The organism is Arthrobacter sp. JSM 101049 (assembly GCF_041679245.1).
In the GTDB taxonomy this organism is placed as follows: domain Bacteria; phylum Actinomycetota; class Actinomycetes; order Actinomycetales; family Micrococcaceae; genus Arthrobacter_H.
In genome coordinates, this window is the sequence record NZ_JBGFFC010000001.1 from 780,192 (window position 1) to 795,885 (window position 15,694).

At 71.0% G+C, this 15,694-nt stretch carries 14 protein-coding genes; 8 read left to right on the forward strand and 6 right to left on the reverse strand.

Annotated elements, in window-relative coordinates:
• Positions 1-5: 5 nt before the first annotated feature.
• Complete coding sequence (locus AB8M85_RS03670; RefSeq protein WP_372697401.1) at positions 6-932, reverse strand: SDR family NAD(P)-dependent oxidoreductase; 927 nt, start codon at positions 930-932, stop codon at positions 6-8.
• A 140-nt stretch (positions 933-1,072) separates the two neighbouring features.
• On the opposite strand from AB8M85_RS03670, the gene AB8M85_RS03675 reads away from it, so the two are divergent.
• The 7 genes from AB8M85_RS03675 to pcaC all read left to right on the forward strand — a co-directional run bounded on the left by AB8M85_RS03675 (position 1,073) and on the right by pcaC (position 7,149).
• The gene (locus AB8M85_RS03675; protein WP_372697402.1) at positions 1,073-1,543 is read left to right on the forward strand and encodes a MarR family winged helix-turn-helix transcriptional regulator; all 471 of its coding nucleotides are present in this window, start codon (positions 1,073-1,075) and stop codon (positions 1,541-1,543) included.
• Positions 1,544-1,699: 156 nt separating this feature from the next.
• Positions 1,700-2,899, forward strand: coding sequence for a 4-hydroxybenzoate 3-monooxygenase (locus AB8M85_RS03680; protein WP_372697403.1), 1,200 nt, complete (start codon positions 1,700-1,702; stop codon positions 2,897-2,899).
• A gap of 93 nt (positions 2,900-2,992) precedes the next feature.
• Complete coding sequence (gene pcaH / locus AB8M85_RS03685; protein WP_372697404.1) at positions 2,993-3,826, forward strand: protocatechuate 3,4-dioxygenase subunit beta; 834 nt, start codon at positions 2,993-2,995, stop codon at positions 3,824-3,826.
• Positions 3,827-4,402, forward strand: a complete 576-nt coding sequence (gene pcaG / locus AB8M85_RS03690; protein WP_372697405.1) for a protocatechuate 3,4-dioxygenase subunit alpha — start codon at positions 3,827-3,829, stop codon at positions 4,400-4,402.
• A gap of 25 nt (positions 4,403-4,427) precedes the next feature.
• Complete coding sequence (locus tag AB8M85_RS03695; RefSeq protein ID WP_372697406.1) at positions 4,428-5,822, forward strand: lyase family protein; 1,395 nt, start codon at positions 4,428-4,430, stop codon at positions 5,820-5,822.
• Between the two features lie 81 nt (positions 5,823-5,903).
• The gene (locus AB8M85_RS03700; protein ID WP_372697407.1) at positions 5,904-6,764 is read left to right on the forward strand and encodes an alpha/beta fold hydrolase; all 861 of its coding nucleotides are present in this window, start codon (positions 5,904-5,906) and stop codon (positions 6,762-6,764) included.
• A complete protein-coding gene (pcaC, locus tag AB8M85_RS03705) occupies positions 6,757-7,149 on the forward strand; it encodes a 4-carboxymuconolactone decarboxylase (RefSeq protein WP_372697408.1) in 393 nt (130 codons plus the stop codon). The genes AB8M85_RS03700 and pcaC overlap by 8 nt, the downstream gene beginning before the upstream one ends.
• A 106-nt stretch (positions 7,150-7,255) precedes the next feature.
• Here pcaC and AB8M85_RS03710 read toward each other — a convergent pair whose 3' ends face one another.
• Both AB8M85_RS03710 and AB8M85_RS03715 read right to left on the reverse strand, forming a co-directional pair.
• Positions 7,256-9,076, reverse strand: a complete 1,821-nt coding sequence (locus tag AB8M85_RS03710) for an FMN-binding glutamate synthase family protein (RefSeq protein ID WP_372697409.1) — start codon at positions 9,074-9,076, stop codon at positions 7,256-7,258.
• A 53-nt stretch (positions 9,077-9,129) separates the two neighbouring features.
• On the reverse strand, positions 9,130-11,508 hold the full coding sequence (locus AB8M85_RS03715) for an ATP-binding cassette domain-containing protein (protein ID WP_372697410.1): 2,379 nt from the start codon (positions 11,506-11,508) through the stop codon (positions 9,130-9,132).
• Positions 11,509-11,822: 314 nt separating this feature from the next.
• Between AB8M85_RS03715 and AB8M85_RS03720 the strand changes: the two genes are divergently transcribed.
• Positions 11,823-13,259 (forward strand): hypothetical protein, encoded by a 1,437-nt coding sequence (locus AB8M85_RS03720; protein WP_372697411.1) that lies wholly within the window; start codon positions 11,823-11,825, stop codon positions 13,257-13,259.
• Between the two features lie 7 nt (positions 13,260-13,266).
• Here the strand turns inward: AB8M85_RS03720 and AB8M85_RS03725 are convergent, their stop codons facing one another.
• The 3 genes from AB8M85_RS03725 to AB8M85_RS03735 are packed head-to-tail and all read right to left on the reverse strand — an operon-like array spanning position 13,267 to position 15,694.
• Positions 13,267-13,983 (reverse strand): glucosamine-6-phosphate deaminase, encoded by a 717-nt coding sequence (locus AB8M85_RS03725; protein WP_372697712.1) that lies wholly within the window; start codon positions 13,981-13,983, stop codon positions 13,267-13,269.
• A 47-nt stretch (positions 13,984-14,030) separates the two neighbouring features.
• On the reverse strand, positions 14,031-14,735 hold the full coding sequence (locus AB8M85_RS03730) for an N-acetylmannosamine-6-phosphate 2-epimerase (protein ID WP_372697412.1): 705 nt from the start codon (positions 14,733-14,735) through the stop codon (positions 14,031-14,033).
• 17 nt (positions 14,736-14,752) lie between these two features.
• Complete coding sequence (locus AB8M85_RS03735) at positions 14,753-15,694, reverse strand: dihydrodipicolinate synthase family protein (RefSeq protein ID WP_372697413.1); 942 nt, start codon at positions 15,692-15,694, stop codon at positions 14,753-14,755.

The window sequence follows — 15,694 nt, forward strand, 5'->3', positions numbered from 1 at the left end:
GCAGGCTACTTCGCGACCGGTGCCGGCTGCAGGTCGGCGGGCAGTTCCGGGAAGCTCTCCCCGACCGGCTGCAACCGATCGGCGAAGGGGTACCCCGTGCGCAGCGCCTCGTAGCCCCAGCCGCCGTCGTGGTATTCGGTCGCGATGGCCTCGGGGTGGCCCCACAGCTGGAGGCGGTCGCCGCCAACTCCGAGGGCCTGGCCGTTGATCCCGGCGGCCTCGTCGGAGGCCAGGAACGCGATGAGTCCCGCCACGTCCTCGGCGGTGCCGAAGCCCAGCTCCTTGCGGAAGAAGTCGGGCATGGCCTCGCCGCGTTCGTCGGCCTCCACGGCCTTGGCGAAGAAGGGGACCGTCTTGGTCATGGCCGTGGCGGCCACCGGGATGACCGCGTTGGCGGTGACGCCCGCACGCTTCATCTCCAGGGCCCAGGTGCGCACCATGCCCACGATGCCGGCCTTGGCGGCCGCATAGTTCGTCTGGCCGAAGTTCCCGCGCTGGCCGGTGGGCGAGCCGATGGCGATGATGCGTCCGGCAACGCCGTGCTCCTTGAAGTAGCCATAGGCCTCCCGGACACAGGTGAAGGTGCCGCGCAGGTGGACGTTGATGACGGCGTCGAAGTCCTCGTCGGTCATCTTCAGCAGCGACTTGTCGCGCAGGATGCCGGCGTTGGTCACCAGGATGTCGAGCCCGCCAAAGGCGTCCACGGCACCGGCCACCAGCTGGGCCGCGACCTCGGAGCTGCCCACGGGAGCCACGACGGCGGTGGCGCGGCCGCCGTCGGCCTCGATGGCCGCCACGGCCTCGGCGGCCACGTCGGCATCGACGTCGTTGACCACGACGGCGGCACCCTGGCGGGCGAGTTCGCGGGCGTAGGCCAAGCCGAGTCCGCGTCCGCTGCCGGTGACGATGGCTACTTTTCCTGCCAGTGACATGGGTTCTCCTGGGGTTCGGGGCCGGCCTGCCGTGTTGCCGGGCCGACCGGCACGTGGGATTCTGATGATGGTTAGATGACATACGATATTCTTGAAAAAGTCAACCATTAATTAACTCACCTATTAGGCAGGGAGCACCCATGACGACACCCACGGCCCCGGCAACCAGGGGGACGGAGCGCTTCCTGGCCTCCGAACTCGCGGGCGAGGCCAACTTCCTCATTGCCCGCGCGCGTTCCCGCGGTTCGGCGGAGGCGAACGCCCGCCTGGCGCCACTGGGTCTGCGCGTGCGCTCCTACTCGGTCCTCTCGCTGGCCTGCAGCGGACTCCACCCGACCCAGCGCGAACTGGCAGAATTCCTCTCCCTGGACCCCAGCCAGATCGTCGCGCTCGTGGACAACCTGGAGAAGGACGGGCACGTGCGCCGCATCCCCGACCCCAACGACCGGCGCTCCAAGCTCATCGACTCCACCGAGGCCGGGCAGGCGCTCTATGAGCGCGCCCGGGCGTTGACCTGCGAGTCCGAGGCGCTCTCGCTGGCCGGATTGAGCGCCGCCGAGCAGCGGCAGTTCCTGGCCCTGCTCAACAAGGCGGCCTTCCCACCCAACTAACGACCGGGCTATCGGGTCCCGCCATCATTCCCATTCAATAGGACGTGCTTGGCCTGTGAGCCACACGACAGCGCACACTGGTTTCACACCGCAAGGCCCCCCGCCCGACGGCGTCCACCTCCCGGTCCCCGGTCCCCACATCGCAAAGGAGCACGCATGCCATCGGCAGCCCCCACCGTCCTGCATACCCGCGTCGGCATCATCGGCGGCGGTCCCGCGGGCCTGCTGCTTTCGCACCTGCTGGCCCAGTCGGGCATCGAGAACATCGTCGTCGAATCCCGCGACCACGAGACCATCCACAACACCCACCGCGCCGGGATCCTCGAAGCGGGGTCGGTCAAGCTGCTCACCGATTCAGGCGTCGACGGCAGGGTGCTGACCGACGGCGACGAACACGCGGGAATCGACCTGCGCTTCAACGGCGAATCCCACCCACTGGACTTCCGCGACCTCGTCGATGCGACCGTGACCCTGTACGCCCAGAACGAGGTCTTCGTCGACCTGGCCGCGGCCCGCGCACGCGACGGCGGGGATGTGAGGTTCTCCTGCGAGGTCACCTCGATCGCCGACGTGGAGTCGGGGAACCCGTCCTTCACCTTCACCGACGCCGACGGTGCCCTCACCGAGGTGCGCTGCGACATCATCGTCGGCGCGGACGGCTCCCGCAGCTTCTGCCGCCGCAACGTCGAGGTCCCCGGCCAGCAGGACTTCAAGGTCGAGTACCCCTTCGTCTGGTTCGGCATCCTCACCGAGGCCCCCAAGAGCTCCGCCGAGCTGATCTACGCCAACTCCCCCCACGGCTTCGCGCTGATCAGCCAGCGCAGCGAGAGCGTGCAGCGCATGTACTTCCAGTGCGACCCGGGTGAGGACGTCTCCGCCTGGAGCGACGACCGGATCTGGTCGGAGCTGCAGCGCCGCGTGGACGGCCCGGACGGATTCGAACTGAAGACCGGGCCGATCTTCGACAAGACCGTCCTGGGCTTCCGCTCATTCGTGCGCGAACCGCTCAGCCATGGGCGGCTGTTCCTGGCCGGCGACGCCGGGCACACGGTCCCGCCGACCGGCGCCAAGGGCCTGAACCTCGCCCTGGCCGACGTCAAGGTCCTCTTCGAAGCCATCGACTCGTTCTACGCCACCGGCTCCGACACCCTGCTCGAGGGGTACTCCGACCTGGCGCTGCAACGCGTCTGGAAGGCCCAGAACTTCTCCTACTGGATGACCTCCATGCTGCACACCCCGCCGGACGCCAACCCGTTCCTGCTCAAGCGCGCCCTCGGCGAGCTGGAGACCGTCACCTCCTCGCGGTACGGCCAGCAGTACCTGGCCGAGTCCTACACCGGGTGGCCGCATGCCTAGCACCTCCCGGCCCTGCAGGGACACCGGCAGCCAGGCACCGCCGTCGTCCCCGTCCCACCCCACCAACCAGACCCACCGAAAGGAGCAGATTCGATGACTGAGACGACCACCGGCGCCGAATCGTTCGACGACAGCCACGTGCTGGACCCGGCCGCCACCACGGCCACCCAGGAGGCGATCAGCACCGAGATCGCCGACGTGCACGATGCCTACCGCACCTCGGTCGCCTCCGGCGGGGCCGCCGAGACGCAACCGCGCATCGACTTCGCCCCGTACCGCAGCTCGCTGCTGCGCCACCCGACCAAGTCCCTGCACCACGCCGACCCGGAGACCATCGAGCTGTACAGCCCGGCCTTCGGCCAGCGCGACGTGCACGCGCTGGAGTCGGATCTGACCATCCAGCACAACGGCGACCCCATCGGCGAGCGCATCGTGGTCACCGGCCGCGTGCTCGACGGCGACGGGCACCCGGTGCGCCACCAGCTGGTGGAGATCTGGCAGGCCAACGCCGCCGGACGCTACATCCACAAGCGCGACCAGCACCCCGCCCCGATCGACCCGAACTTCACCGGCGTCGGCCGCACCCTGACCGGGGAGAACGGCGAATACACGTTCACCACCATCAAGCCGGCTCCCTACCCGTGGAAGAACCACCACAACGCCTGGCGTCCCGCCCACATCCACTTCTCGCTCTTCGGCACCGACTTCACGCAGCGGATGATCACCCAGATGTACTTCCCGGGCGACCCGCTGTTCGCCCTGGACCCGATCTACCAGTCGATCACCGACCCAAAGGCCCGCGACGCGCTCGTGGCCACCTACGACCACTCGGTCACCAGCCACGAATGGGCCACCGGCTACCGCTGGGACATCGTGCTGACCGGCAGCAACCGCACCTGGATGGAACACGAGGAGGGGGACCACTAGATGGCACCGGCACCCGAAACCAAGCTCACCGCCACCCCGGGCCAGACGATCGGCCCGTTCTACGGCTACGCGCTGCCCTACGAGCGCGACAACGAACTCGTCAGCCCCTCACGCCCCGGCGCCGTGCGCCTGCATGGGACCGTGTACGACGGCGATGGCACCGTGATCCCGGATGCCCTGCTGGAGATCTGGCAGGCCGATGCGGACGGCAACGTCGTGGCGCAGGCCGGCTCGCTGGTCCGCGACGGCTACACCTTCACCGGGTTCGGCCGCACCGCGGTGGACAACGAGGGCAACTACAACTTCACCACCCTCAACCCCGGCGCAACCGGCGAGGGCAAGGCGCCGTTCATCATGCTCACGGTGTTCGCCCGCGGCCTGCTCAACCGGCTGTTCACGCGCATCTACCTGCCCGAAGACACCGCAGCACTGGCCGCCGACCCGCTGCTGGCCTCGCTCGACGCCACGGACCGCGACACGCTCATCGCCACCCGCGAGGCGGACGGCGCGCTGCGCTTCGACGTCCACCTGCAGGGCGAGTCCGAGACCGCCTTCCTGGCGTACCCGCGGTCCTGACCCGTTCCCTGCTAGCTTGAAAACCATGATGACCGACGCCGACTTCGGCTTGCTGTCCCCCGCCTGGGCAGGCACCACCGTGGCCGCAGCGACCTCCGACACCGCGCTCGCCCAGGCCCTGCTCGACGTCGAGGCCGCCTGGGTGGGCGTCCTCGCCGACGCCGGGCACTGCCCGGAGGCGGCGGCGGACGCCGTCGATGCCGCGGCCGATGCCTCCCTGTATGACCTGCCCGACGTGGGCCGCCGCTCGGCCGGTGGGGGCAACCCGTTGATCCCCCTGCTGGCCGACCTGCGCGCCGAACTGCGGGCCAACGACGCGGGCGAGGCAGCCGCCGTCGTCCACCGTGGTGCCACGAGCCAGGACATCGTCGACACCGCCCTGATGCTCCTCGCCGCCCGGGCCGGCGCCACGATCCGCGCCGACCTGGCGACCGCGGCCGCCGGCCTCGCCGCCCTCGCCCGCAGGCACCGCACCACCGTCTGCGTCGCCCGCTCGCTGACCCAGCACGCGCTGCCCACCACGTTCGGCCTGCGTGCGGCCAACTGGCTCGCCGCCCTGGTGCAGGCCGGCCGCCGGCTCGACGCCGCCCTCGCCGGCCTGCCGCTGCAATGGGGCGGCGCCGTGGGCACCCTCGCCTCGCTCACCGACTCCCTGGCAGGGGACGACGGCGGTGCCCCGGTCCCGGAGCTCGTCACCTCGCTGGCCGCGCGGCTGGGACTGCGGGATCCCGGCACCCCCTGGCACACCAACCGCCTGCCCGTCACCGGGCTGGGCGCGGCACTGGCCGACACCGTCGCCGCCGCCGGAACCTTGGCCGCGGACGTGCTGACCTTCTCCCGCCCGGAGGTCGCCGAGGTCTCCGAACCGCGCGCGCCCGGACGCGGCGGCTCCTCCGCCATGCCGCAGAAGCAGAACCCGGTGCTCTCCGTGCTGATCCACCAGGCGGCACTCTCCGCCCCCCAGCAGGCGGCCCAGCTGTTCCTGGCCGCCGGGCTGGCCGTCGACGAGCGTCCCGACGGTGCCTGGCACAGCGAATGGGCGGCCCTGCGATCGCTGCTGCGTCTGGCCGGCGGCGCCGCCTCCCAGCTGGCGGAGCTGGCCACCGGGCTTGAGGTGCATCCGGAGGCGATGGCCGCCAACGCCGCCCTGACTGGTGACCTGCTGCTCAGCGAACGCATCACCGCACGGCTGGCCCCGCTCGTCGACGGTGGCAAACCCGCCGTCCAGCAGCTCATCACCCGTTCCCTCTCCGAGGGCCTGGACCTGCGTCCGCTGCTGCGTGACGCGGTCCCCGGAACCGCCCTGTCGGAGGCGGACTTCGAGGCGTTGTTCGACCCGGCGGGCTACCTCGGCCAGGCCGACGCCTTCATCGACCGGATCCTGGCCGACCACGCGGCGTGGTTGCCGGCTGCCAGCTGACGGCCGACGGTTGACGGCGCGCCCCGCAGCTCCGCCGACCCCACCCCCACAGACCACCTCGACCCCGAGTTAGAAGGACCCATGACCGAACCGATGTTGCGCGGCATCGCGCTGAACCAGATCGCCGGCGAACCCGCCGGATCCGCAGCCCCCGCCGGCGGCACCACGAAGGCCGCGGCCAAGCCCGCCTTGCTGCTCGGCCCGTCGCTGGGCACCGGGGCCAAGGCCCTGTGGGGGCCCATCGCGTCCCGCCTGGCCGGCGACTTCGAGCTCATCGCCTGGGACTTGCCCGGCCACGGCGGGGCCGACGCCTCCACGGAGGGGTTCAGCATGGCCGAACTGGCCTCCGGCGTCGTGTCGTTGCTTCAGCGCCTGCGCGCGGACGGGACCATCTCCCGGGACCTGCCGGTCTACTACGCCGGGGTGTCCATTGGCGGCGCCACGGGCATCCAACTCGGGCACGACCACCCGGGCCTGTTCTCCGGGCTGGCCATCATCTGCTCGGCCGCGAAGATCGGCACCCCGCAGGGCTGGAAAGACCGCGCCGAGCTCGTCGCGAAGGCCGGCACCCCCACCATGGTCGCCGGATCGGCCGAGCGCTGGTTCGGCCCCGGGTTCATCGAGGCCAACCCGGTCGTCTCCACCGACCTGCTGCACACCCTGCAGGACGCCGACCGCTTCTCCTACGCCCATGCCTGCGGCGCGCTGGCCGGCTTCGACCTGACCGGGGAGCTGGACGCGATCACCGATCCTCTGCTGGCCATCGCCGGCGCCCATGACGTGGTCTGCCCGCCTGCCGATGCCGAGTTCCTGGCGAGCCACGTGGCCAACGGACGTTCCGCCGTCGTGCAGTCGTCGGCGCACCTGGCCCCGGCCGAGGATCCCGAGGCGACCGCCGCCCTGCTCATCGACTTCTTCACCCAGGAGGCCTCCCGTGGCTGAGTCGAATCGCCTGCCCGGCGACCGGTACGACGACGGGATGGTCGTGCGCCGCGAGGTGCTCGGCGGCGAGCATGTCGACCGCTCCACCGCGAACGCGACCTCCTTCACGGAGGAGTTCCAGGAGATGATCACGCGCTATGCGTGGGGGACGATCTGGACGCGAGAGGGGTTGCCCCGGACCACCCGCTCGGCGATCACGCTGACCGCGATGATCGCCGGCGGCTACTGGGAGGAGCTCGAGATGCACGTCCACGCCGCCCTGCGCAACGGGATGAGCGCGGAGGAGATCAAGGAGGTCTTCCTGCAGTGCGCCATCTACTGCTCGGTCCCGGCGGCCAATGTGGCCTTCAAGATCGGGCAGAAGGTCCTGGCCGAATACGAGTAGGCCCGGGCCCGGTTGCGCGCGCCGGGAGGATCAGTCGAGGGGGCGGACCGGTTGGCCTGGCACCGTCCTCAGCTTCCCCGGAGCGGCCCTCCGGGGAACGCCGTGGCTACCCGCCGGGACGCGATTCGGGGCGCACGCCGGAGGACTCGACGCGCGGGGTCTTGCCGGTATCCGTGTCGTCCACGGGGTCCCGGGTCGGCCGCGCCTTGACCTTGGCCATCGCGCTGGTCTCGTCCCACCGCTTGCCCTGGTCCGGCCGGTCCTGCCAGCGATCGTCGCCGCCGGAGGCCTCCGCAGCTGCGTGCCCGCCACCGGCCGCCGGTTCCAGCCACGGGATCGGGGCGTGTTCGCCGAAGTGGTCGGAGTCGGCCTCGTCCCAGTCCAGCCGCCAGCCGCGGGGCGGGTCCTCCAGCAGCTCGCCCGGGCGCAGCCAGTTGTAGAGGGCTGCATAGCTGCTGGTCCGCAGGTGGTCCACCCGGCGGCGGAGCATCCGCTGGTTCAGGTTCTCGGGGGTCGAGACGCCCATCGAGGCCATGATCTGCTCGGCCTCGGTGACGGTGAGCTTCTGGTAGTTGTAGACGCGGTTGCCCTTGTCCTCGACGTTTAGGGCCCGCATCAGGCGCGGGTTCTGGGTGGCGACGCCTACCGGGCACTCGTTGGTCTGGCATTTCTGCGCCTGGATGCAGCCGGTGGCCATCATCATGGCGCGGGCACTCATCGTGAAGTCGGCCCCCTGGATGAGCCGCTTGACGATGTCGCTGCCGCTGGCGACCTTGCCCGCGGCACCCAGCCGGATCTTGTCGCGCAGGCCGGTCCCGACCAGCGCGTTGTGCACCAGCATGAGCCCCTCGGTCAGCGGCGTGCCCACGTGGTCCTCGTACTCCAGCGGCGCGGCCCCGGTGCCGCCCTCGGACCCGTCGATGATGATGTAGTCCGGGGTGATCCCGGTTTCCAGCATCGCCTTGCACATGGCCAGGACATCGGTGCGGGAGCCGACGCAGAACTTGTAGCCGATCGGCTTGCCGTCGGTGAGGTCGCGCAGTTGCCGGATGAATTCCATGAGCTCGCGCGGGGTGTGGAACGAAGAGTGCGACGCCGGGGAGATGCAGTCCTGCCCCAGGGGAACACCGCGGGCCTCGGCGATCTCCGGGGTGATCTTGGCCGCCGGCAGCACGCCGCCGAGCCCCGGTTTCGCCCCCTGGCTGATCTTGATGGTGACGCCCTTGACGACCTCGTTGGCCGCCTTGGCGCGGAAGGTCTCCGGATCGAACTTGCCCTCGGCGGTGCGGCAGCCGAAGTAGCCCGAACCGATCTCCCAGAAGAGGTCCGCCCCGTATTCCAGGTGGTACCTCGTCAGGCCCCCTTCACCGGTCTCGTGGATGAAGCCGCCCAGCGACGCCCCCTTGTTCATGGCCAGCACGGCGTTCTTGGACAGCGACCCGAAGCTCATGGAGGAGATGTTCATCAGGGCGATGTCGTAGGGCTGCTTGCAGTCCGGGCCACCGATGCGTACGCGGTGGTGGTCCGACGGCGGGGGCAGCGGTGCGCTGGAATGCAGCAGGAACTCGTAGCCCTGCCGGTTGATGTCCCGCTCGGTGCCGAAGGCCTTGTGGCTGTCGGCGCCCTTGGAGCGCGAGTAGATGAGCGAGCGGGTGTCGCGGTCGAACGGGCGGCCATCGGTGTTCCGCTCGATGAAGTACTGCTGGATCTCGGGCCGGATCGATTCCAGCAGGTAGCGCATGCGCCCCAGGACGGGGAAGTTGCGCAGGATCGCGTGCTCGGTCTGCAGCAGGTCGTGGATGCCCAGCGCGATGACCAGCACCACCACGACCCCCAGGACGATCCACCCGATGGGGCCGAACGACGCGGCCACCACGGCCGCCGCCGCCAGGAGCACGAACAGGGTCAACAGGAAGAAGCGAACCATGTCCCGACCCTACCCCCGGGCCGCGCCTTTCCGACACCGCCGACGTAGCCGGGTCAGGCCCCCACGTAGCGGGCGAGGTGCTCGCCGGTGGTCGTCGAACGCTCCTGGATGAGCTGGGCCGGCGTGCCCTCGAAGACCACTTTTCCGCCGTCGTGCCCTGCACCGGGTCCCAAGTCGATGATCCAGTCCGCGTGGGCCATGACCGCCTGGTGGTGTTCGATGACGATCACCGACTTGCCGGCGTCCACCAGCTGGTCCAGCAGGGCCAGCAGGTTCTCGACGTCGGCCAGGTGCAGGCCGGTGGTGGGCTCATCGAGAATGTAGACGTCGCCTCCCTCGGCCATCTGGTTGGCCAGCTTCAGGCGCTGGCGTTCGCCGCCGGAGAGGGTGTTCAGCTGCTGGCCGAGCTTGATGTAGCCCAGCCCCACCCCGTCGAGGCGGGCCAGCACCTTGTGCGCCGCGGGGATCTTCGCCTCGCCGCCGCCGACGTATTCCAGGGCCTCCTGCACCGACATGTCCAGCACCTCGGCGATGTTCCGTCCGCCGAGGGTGTAGTCGAGCACCGCGGCCTGGAAACGCCGGCCCTCGCATTCCTCGCAGGGGGTCTCGACCGTGTCCATGATCCCGAGGTCGGTGAAGATGACCCCGGCGCCCTTGCAGGTCGGGCAGGCCCCCTCGGAGTTGGAGCTGAACAGGGCCGGCTTGACGCCGTTGGCCTTCGCGAAGGCCTTGCGCAGCGGTTCCAGCACTCCGGTATAGGTCGCCGGGTTGCTGCGACGCGAGCCCTTGATGGCGCCCTGGTCCACGACCACGACGCCCTCGCGCTGTGCCAGCGAGCCGTGGATGAGCGAGCTCTTGCCCGATCCGGCCACGCCGGTGACCACGCAGAGCAGGCCGAGCGGGACGTCCACGTCGACGTCCTTGAGGTTGTGCGTCGAGGCACCGCGGACCTCCAGGGCGCCGGTGGCCTGCCGGACGCTGTCCTTGATGGCCGCCCGGTCGTCGAGGTGGCGTCCGGTGACGGTGTCGCTGGCCCGCAGCTCCTCGACGGTGCCCTCGAAGCAGACCATTCCGCCGTCGGCGCCCGCTCCGGGGCCCAGGTCCACGGCGTGGTCGGCGATGGCGATGGTCTCCGGCTTGTGCTCGACCACGAGTACCGTGTTGCCCTTGTCGCGCAGCTGCACGAGCAGGTCGTTCATCCGGTCGATGTCGTGCGGGTGCAGCCCGATGGTCGGTTCGTCGAACACGTAGGTGACGTCGGTCAGCGACGAGCCCAGGTGGCGGATCATCTTGGTGCGCTGGGCCTCGCCGCCGCTGAGCGTCCCCGCCGGCCGGTCCAGGGAGAGGTAGCCGAGGCCGATCTCCACGAACGAATCGAGCAGGTGCCGCAGGCCGGAGAGCAGCGGCGCCACGGACGGTTCGTCGAGGGCTCCCACCCACTGGGCCAGGTCGCTGATCTGCATGGCGCACAGCTGCGCGATGTCCTTGCCGTTGACCTTCGACGAGCGGGCCTCGGGCGTGAGGCGGGTCCCCTCGCATTCCGGGCAGGTGCCGAAGGTGATGGCCCGTTCGACGAAGCGCCGCACGTGCGGTTGCATCGCCTCGACGTCCTTGGAGAGCATGGACTTCTGGATCCTGGGGATGACGCCCTCGAACGTGAGGTTCACGCCCTCGACCTTGATCTTGGTCGGTTCGGCGTAGAGCATCGTGTCCAGCTGCTTCCGGGTGAACTTCCCGATCGGCGTGTCCATCGGCAGGCCCATGCCCTCGAACAGCCGCCCGTACCAGCCGTCCATCGAGTAGCCGGGGACGGTCAGGGCGCCCTCGGAGAGCGACTTGTCCGCGTCGTAGAGGGCGGTCAGGTCGAAGTCCGAGACCTGCCCCATGCCCTCGCACTTCGGGCACATGCCCCCAAGGTAGACCGCGTCCTTGACGACGCGCTTTTCGACGCGGCCGCCCTTCTCGGTGCTCATCACCCCGCCGGCGCGGCGCGTGGGGACGTTGAACGAGTAGGCGGTCGGTGGGCCCACGTGCGGATCGCCCAGCCGGCTGAACAGGATGCGCAGCATCGCGTTGGCGTCGGTGGCGGTCCCGACGGTGGAGCGCGGGTTCGAGCCCATGCGCTCCTGGTCGACGATGATCGCCGTGGTCAGCCCCTCGAGGAGGTCGACCTCCGGGCGGGCCAGCGAGGGCATGAACCCCTGCAGGAAGGCGCTATAGGTTTCGTTGATCAGCCGCTGCGATTCGGCCGCGATGGTGCCGAACACCAGCGAGCTCTTGCCCGAGCCGGAGACCCCGGTGAACACGGTGATGCGCCGTTTGGGCAGGTCGACCGAGAGGTCCTTCAGGTTGTTCTCACGGGCGCCGCGCACCCGGATGAGTTCATGGAGGTCGGCTGCGATGGCGCCTGCAGGCGCGGGGGTTCCGGACATGGGAACCAGTGTAGGCGGAGGCCGCAGGCTCGGCACGGGGCAATCGTCGACATCGGGGCCACGACGTCGCGTGTGGAGAAGAAACCCCTCGACAGCTATTGCAAAGTTACCGAGCAGTAGGTTCAATGTAAGGCAGGTCACCACCATATGACCCCGCCCGGGCTTCCCACCACCGGGCTGCCGCGGGGTCCTTCCGCACCCGGAAGGACCCCGCGGACGAACCACCCGGGCTGGGGGGCCGGCTCGTGCATCGACGCGCCCTTGGGTGCCTGCATGCTGCCATCCGGCCCGCCACGACCTCCCGGAGGAAACGCATGAATGCACACCGCGCGGCACAGCAGCACTCGCTCATGCACGCCATCATCACCGCCCTGCTCGCCCTGTTCCTGATCGGGCTGCTAGCCTTCTACGTCATCTACTCGGGACGGGTCGCCCAGGGCGCCTCCCGGCTGGACAACGGCATGGGCCAGGCCCGGTCCGGCATCGTCCAGCTCAAGGACGGTGCGAGCCGGGCCGCCACCGGGGCCGACGCGCTGCATGCCGGGACGGGCGAGCTCGACGAGGGCGCCGGCAAGCTCTCCCGCGGCATGGACAGCGCCACGCGCGGGGCAGCGGAGCTGGACGAGGGAGCCGGCCGGCTGCAGGCCGGTACCGACGAGCTGGCCACCGGCGCCGCTGCCGCTGCGAAGGGCTCGTCCACGCTGGCCGACGGAAGCAAGCGCCTGGCCGCCGGCACGCAGAAGGTCGCCGCCGGTGCCGGCCGGGCGGACCGCGCGGCCCGCAAGCTCGACGCCGGGGCCCAGAAGCTGGTCGACGGGGCCGGCGCGGCCTCCACCGGTGCGAGCAAGCTCCATGCCGGAACCGAGGCCCTCGCCTCCGGTACCGGGAAGGTCCTGGCCGGCAGCAAGGAACTCATGGACGGCACGGCCGAGGCCGCACCCGGTGCCCACCAGCTGGCCGACGGCTCGGCCACCCTGGCCGCCGGGACGGAGAAGCTCCTGGCCGCCGCGGACGACCCCCTCAAGGGGCTGGTTCCTCTGAGCGTCATCCGGGACGAGCTCGTCAAGCTCAACCAGGGCGCCCGGCAGATCGCCGCCGGAAACGCCGAGCTGGCCGACGGCACCGACCGGCTCCAGGCCGGGACCGCCCGGCTGCACTCCGGCCTGGCCGAGCTCGACGCCGGTGCCGCCCGGCTGGAGGCCGGTGCCGGGGAACTCGATGAGGGTAACGCAGCCATCGCCGCCGGTGCCGTGAAGCTCCAGAAGGGAACCGGCGAGCTGGCCCGCAAGACCCCGGATCTGGTCGACGGCGCCGAGGAGGCCGCCGCCGGCGCGGTGAAGGTCCGCGATGGGGCCGGGAAACTGGCCGAGGGCAACGGCAAGCTCGCTGCCGGGGCGAACCGGCTGGACGACGGTGCCGGGGAACTGGCTGCCGGGACCAGCCAGCTGGATGCGGGGCTGGGCAAACTCGACACCGGGTCGGAGTCGCTGCAGGTCGGCACCGGGAAGGTGGACGCAGGTGCGGGGGAACTGGCCACGGGCAACGGCAAGCTGGCGGACGGGACGCAGGAGCTGTTCTCCGGGTCCACGGAACTGGCCAGTGGCACGGACAAGCTGCGGAGGTCCACCGCCGTGGCCTCGGCCGGTGCGCTCGCCGCGTGGCCGCGGGGCCTGCTGCTGCTGGTTCCGCTGCTGCTCCTGGCGGTCCCCGTGATCCTGCTGGTCAGGGCCCGGCGACACCTGCGCCGGTAGCCGGCCCCTACGCCAGCAGCGAGGCGGCGGCCCCGTCCAGCACCACGGTCACCTGCGGGTGGCGTTGGATGACGGACGCCGGGAAGTCCTCGGTCACCGGCCCCCGCAGGGCACGGTGCACGGCCTCCGCCTTGTGCCCGCCGTGGGCCACGAGCAGCAGGTGCCGCGCCTCCAGGATGGTCGCGATCCCCTGCGTGAGGCACTGCGTGGGGACCTCCTCGGGGGAGGCGAAGAAGCGGGCGTTGTCCCGGCGCGTGCGTTCGGCAAGCGGGACCACGCGGGTCCGCGAGCCGAAGGCCGATCCCGGTTCGTTGAAGCCGATGTGCCCGTTGGAACCGACCCCGAGGATCTGCACGTCGACCCCGCCCGCGGCGGCGATGGCGGCATCATATGCGGCGGCATGGGCGGCGTGGTCCCGGCCGTGGGGGTCCGGGACGTGGACCCGGGCCGGGTCCAGGCCCAGCGGTTCGGTGACCTCGGTGCGGATGACCTCGGCGTAGGACTGGGGGTGGCCGTCGGGCAGGTCCAGGTACTCGTCGAGGGCGAAGCCCGAGATCCCGGAGAAGTCGGCCCCGGAGGCGGCCAGGGCCGCGTACAGGGGCAGCGGGGAGGAACCGGTGGCCAGGCCGAGGACCAGCGCGGGGTTCGACCGCACGGCCCCGAGCACGACCCCGGCAGCCAGCTTCCCGGCGTCGTCCGCGTCCTGCCCCACGAGGAGGCGCAGCGTGCCCGAGCCGCCATCGGCCACGCCGGCGCTCCCCCCGCGGCCGCTCACCGCGGGTCCCCGGAGGCGGCGTGCAGGGCCGCGTCGAACCAGCCGGTGATGCTGGCCGGGTGCGTGATGGCGGTGCCCGCCACCACGGCGTGGACCCCGGATTCCAGGGCCGCGCGGGCCTGGGCGGGGGTGTGGATGCGCCCCTCGGCCACCAGGGGCCGTCCGAGCGCTGCCCCGGCGATCGCCGCGACCAGCTCCAGGTCGGGGCCGTCGGTCGTGGCCCGCTCCCCCGTGTAGCCGGCCAACGTGGTGCCCACGAGGTCCGCGCCGGCCGCGGCGGCGGCCAGGGCATCGTCCAGCGACCCGCAGTCGGCCATGACCAGCGCCGGGCTCTGGTCGTGGACCCGGGCGATGGTCTGCTCCAGCGTCAGCCCGTCCGGGCGCGGGCGCCGGGTTCCGTCCAGCGCGACGACGTGCGCGCCGGCCTGCGCCACGGCCAGGGCATGGTGCGCGGTGGGGGTGATGAAGACGCCGTCGTGCCCGTCCTTCCAGAGCCCGATCACCGGGACCTCGACGGCCGAGCGCGTGAACTGGATGTCGGCCAGGCCCTGGACCCGGACGGCCGCGGCGCCGCCGGTGACCGCGGAGGCGGCCACCTGCGCCATGGTCTGCGGGTGGCGCATCGGCTCGCCCGGGTAGGCCTGCGCGGAGACGATGAGCCGTCCGCGCAGGGATGCCAGGAGGTCGGAGGGGGTCATCATGTGCTGGTCCTTCGGTCCTAGAGCAGCCCGGTGGAGCGCAGGATGTCCGCGATGGCCGCGGTCTCGGCGTCGTCCAGGGAGGCCATGGGCGTGCTCATCGCATTGTCCTCGATGACGCCGAGCAGGACCAGGGCGGTCTTGAAGGCGCCCAGCCCCGCGGCGCCGCCGGAGACCCGGGCGGCGTCCGGGGTGAAGACGATGGTGAACAGCTTCGCCAGCCGGTCCTGTTCGCTGCGCACGGCGGCCCAGTCGCCGGCCGCGGCGGCGTCGACCATGCGGCGGTAGCCGGCCGGGTCGACGTTGCCCAGGCCCGGGACCACGCCGTGGGCGCCGCCGAGCAGGGCGCCGTCGACGACGACCTCGTGCCCGGTGAAGACGGCAAAGCCCGGCAGGTGGGCGGTGGCCAGCAGCAGCCGGCGGAAGGAGACGTCGTCGCCCGAGGAGTCCTTGACGCCGGCGATCACCCCGTCCTCGGCCAGGCGGAGGGCCACGTCCAGGGGCAGCTTGGCGTTGGTGCGGATCGGCACGTCGTAGGCGAAGATGTCCACCCCGACCGCGGCCTTGACGGCCCGGAAGTGGTCCTCGATCTCGGCGGCGTTGGAGAGCGCGTAATACGGGGTGGTGACGACCAGGGCGTCGGCGCCGAGGTCGACCATGCGCCGGCCCTCCTCGATGACCCGGGCGGTGGTCTGCTCGTTCGCTCCGGCCAGCAGCGGCACGCGGCCGCCGTTGCGTCCGGCGATGGTCGTCATGACCAGTTCGCGTTCGGCGTTGGTCAGGTACGGGACCTCCCCGGAGGAACCGAGCACGAACAGGCCGGTGACCCCGCCGTCGATCAGGTGGTCCACCACCCGTTCGAGCGACGCCGTGTCGACGGAGCCGTCGGCGGAACGGGGGGTGATGACCGGCGGGATGACCCCGGAGTAGGTGCGGGGGGTGGCGGTGGTTGCTGCGGTCAC

Excerpts from the sequence above, each read along its gene's own strand:
- AB8M85_RS03710 (WP_372697409.1), bottom strand. The coding sequence starts at position 9,076 with ATGGTTCGCTTCTTCCTGTTGACCCTGTTCGTGCTCCTGGCGGCGGCG.
- AB8M85_RS03715 (WP_372697410.1), bottom strand. The coding sequence starts at position 11,508 with ATGTCCGGAACCCCCGCGCCTGCAGGCGCCATCGCAGCCGACCTCCAT.
- AB8M85_RS03700 (WP_372697407.1), top strand. The coding sequence starts at position 5,904 with ATGACCGAACCGATGTTGCGCGGCATCGCGCTGAACCAGATCGCCGGC.
- pcaH (WP_372697404.1), top strand. The coding sequence starts at position 2,993 with ATGACTGAGACGACCACCGGCGCCGAATCGTTCGACGACAGCCACGTG.
- AB8M85_RS03720 (WP_372697411.1), top strand. The coding sequence starts at position 11,823 with ATGAATGCACACCGCGCGGCACAGCAGCACTCGCTCATGCACGCCATC.
- AB8M85_RS03730 (WP_372697412.1), bottom strand. The coding sequence starts at position 14,735 with ATGATGACCCCCTCCGACCTCCTGGCATCCCTGCGCGGACGGCTCATC.
- AB8M85_RS03680 (WP_372697403.1), top strand. The coding sequence starts at position 1,700 with ATGCCATCGGCAGCCCCCACCGTCCTGCATACCCGCGTCGGCATCATC.
- AB8M85_RS03675 (WP_372697402.1), top strand. The coding sequence starts at position 1,073 with ATGACGACACCCACGGCCCCGGCAACCAGGGGGACGGAGCGCTTCCTG.
- pcaG (WP_372697405.1), top strand. The coding sequence starts at position 3,827 with ATGGCACCGGCACCCGAAACCAAGCTCACCGCCACCCCGGGCCAGACG.
- AB8M85_RS03695 (WP_372697406.1), top strand. The coding sequence starts at position 4,428 with ATGATGACCGACGCCGACTTCGGCTTGCTGTCCCCCGCCTGGGCAGGC.
- AB8M85_RS03670 (WP_372697401.1), bottom strand. The coding sequence starts at position 932 with ATGTCACTGGCAGGAAAAGTAGCCATCGTCACCGGCAGCGGACGCGGA.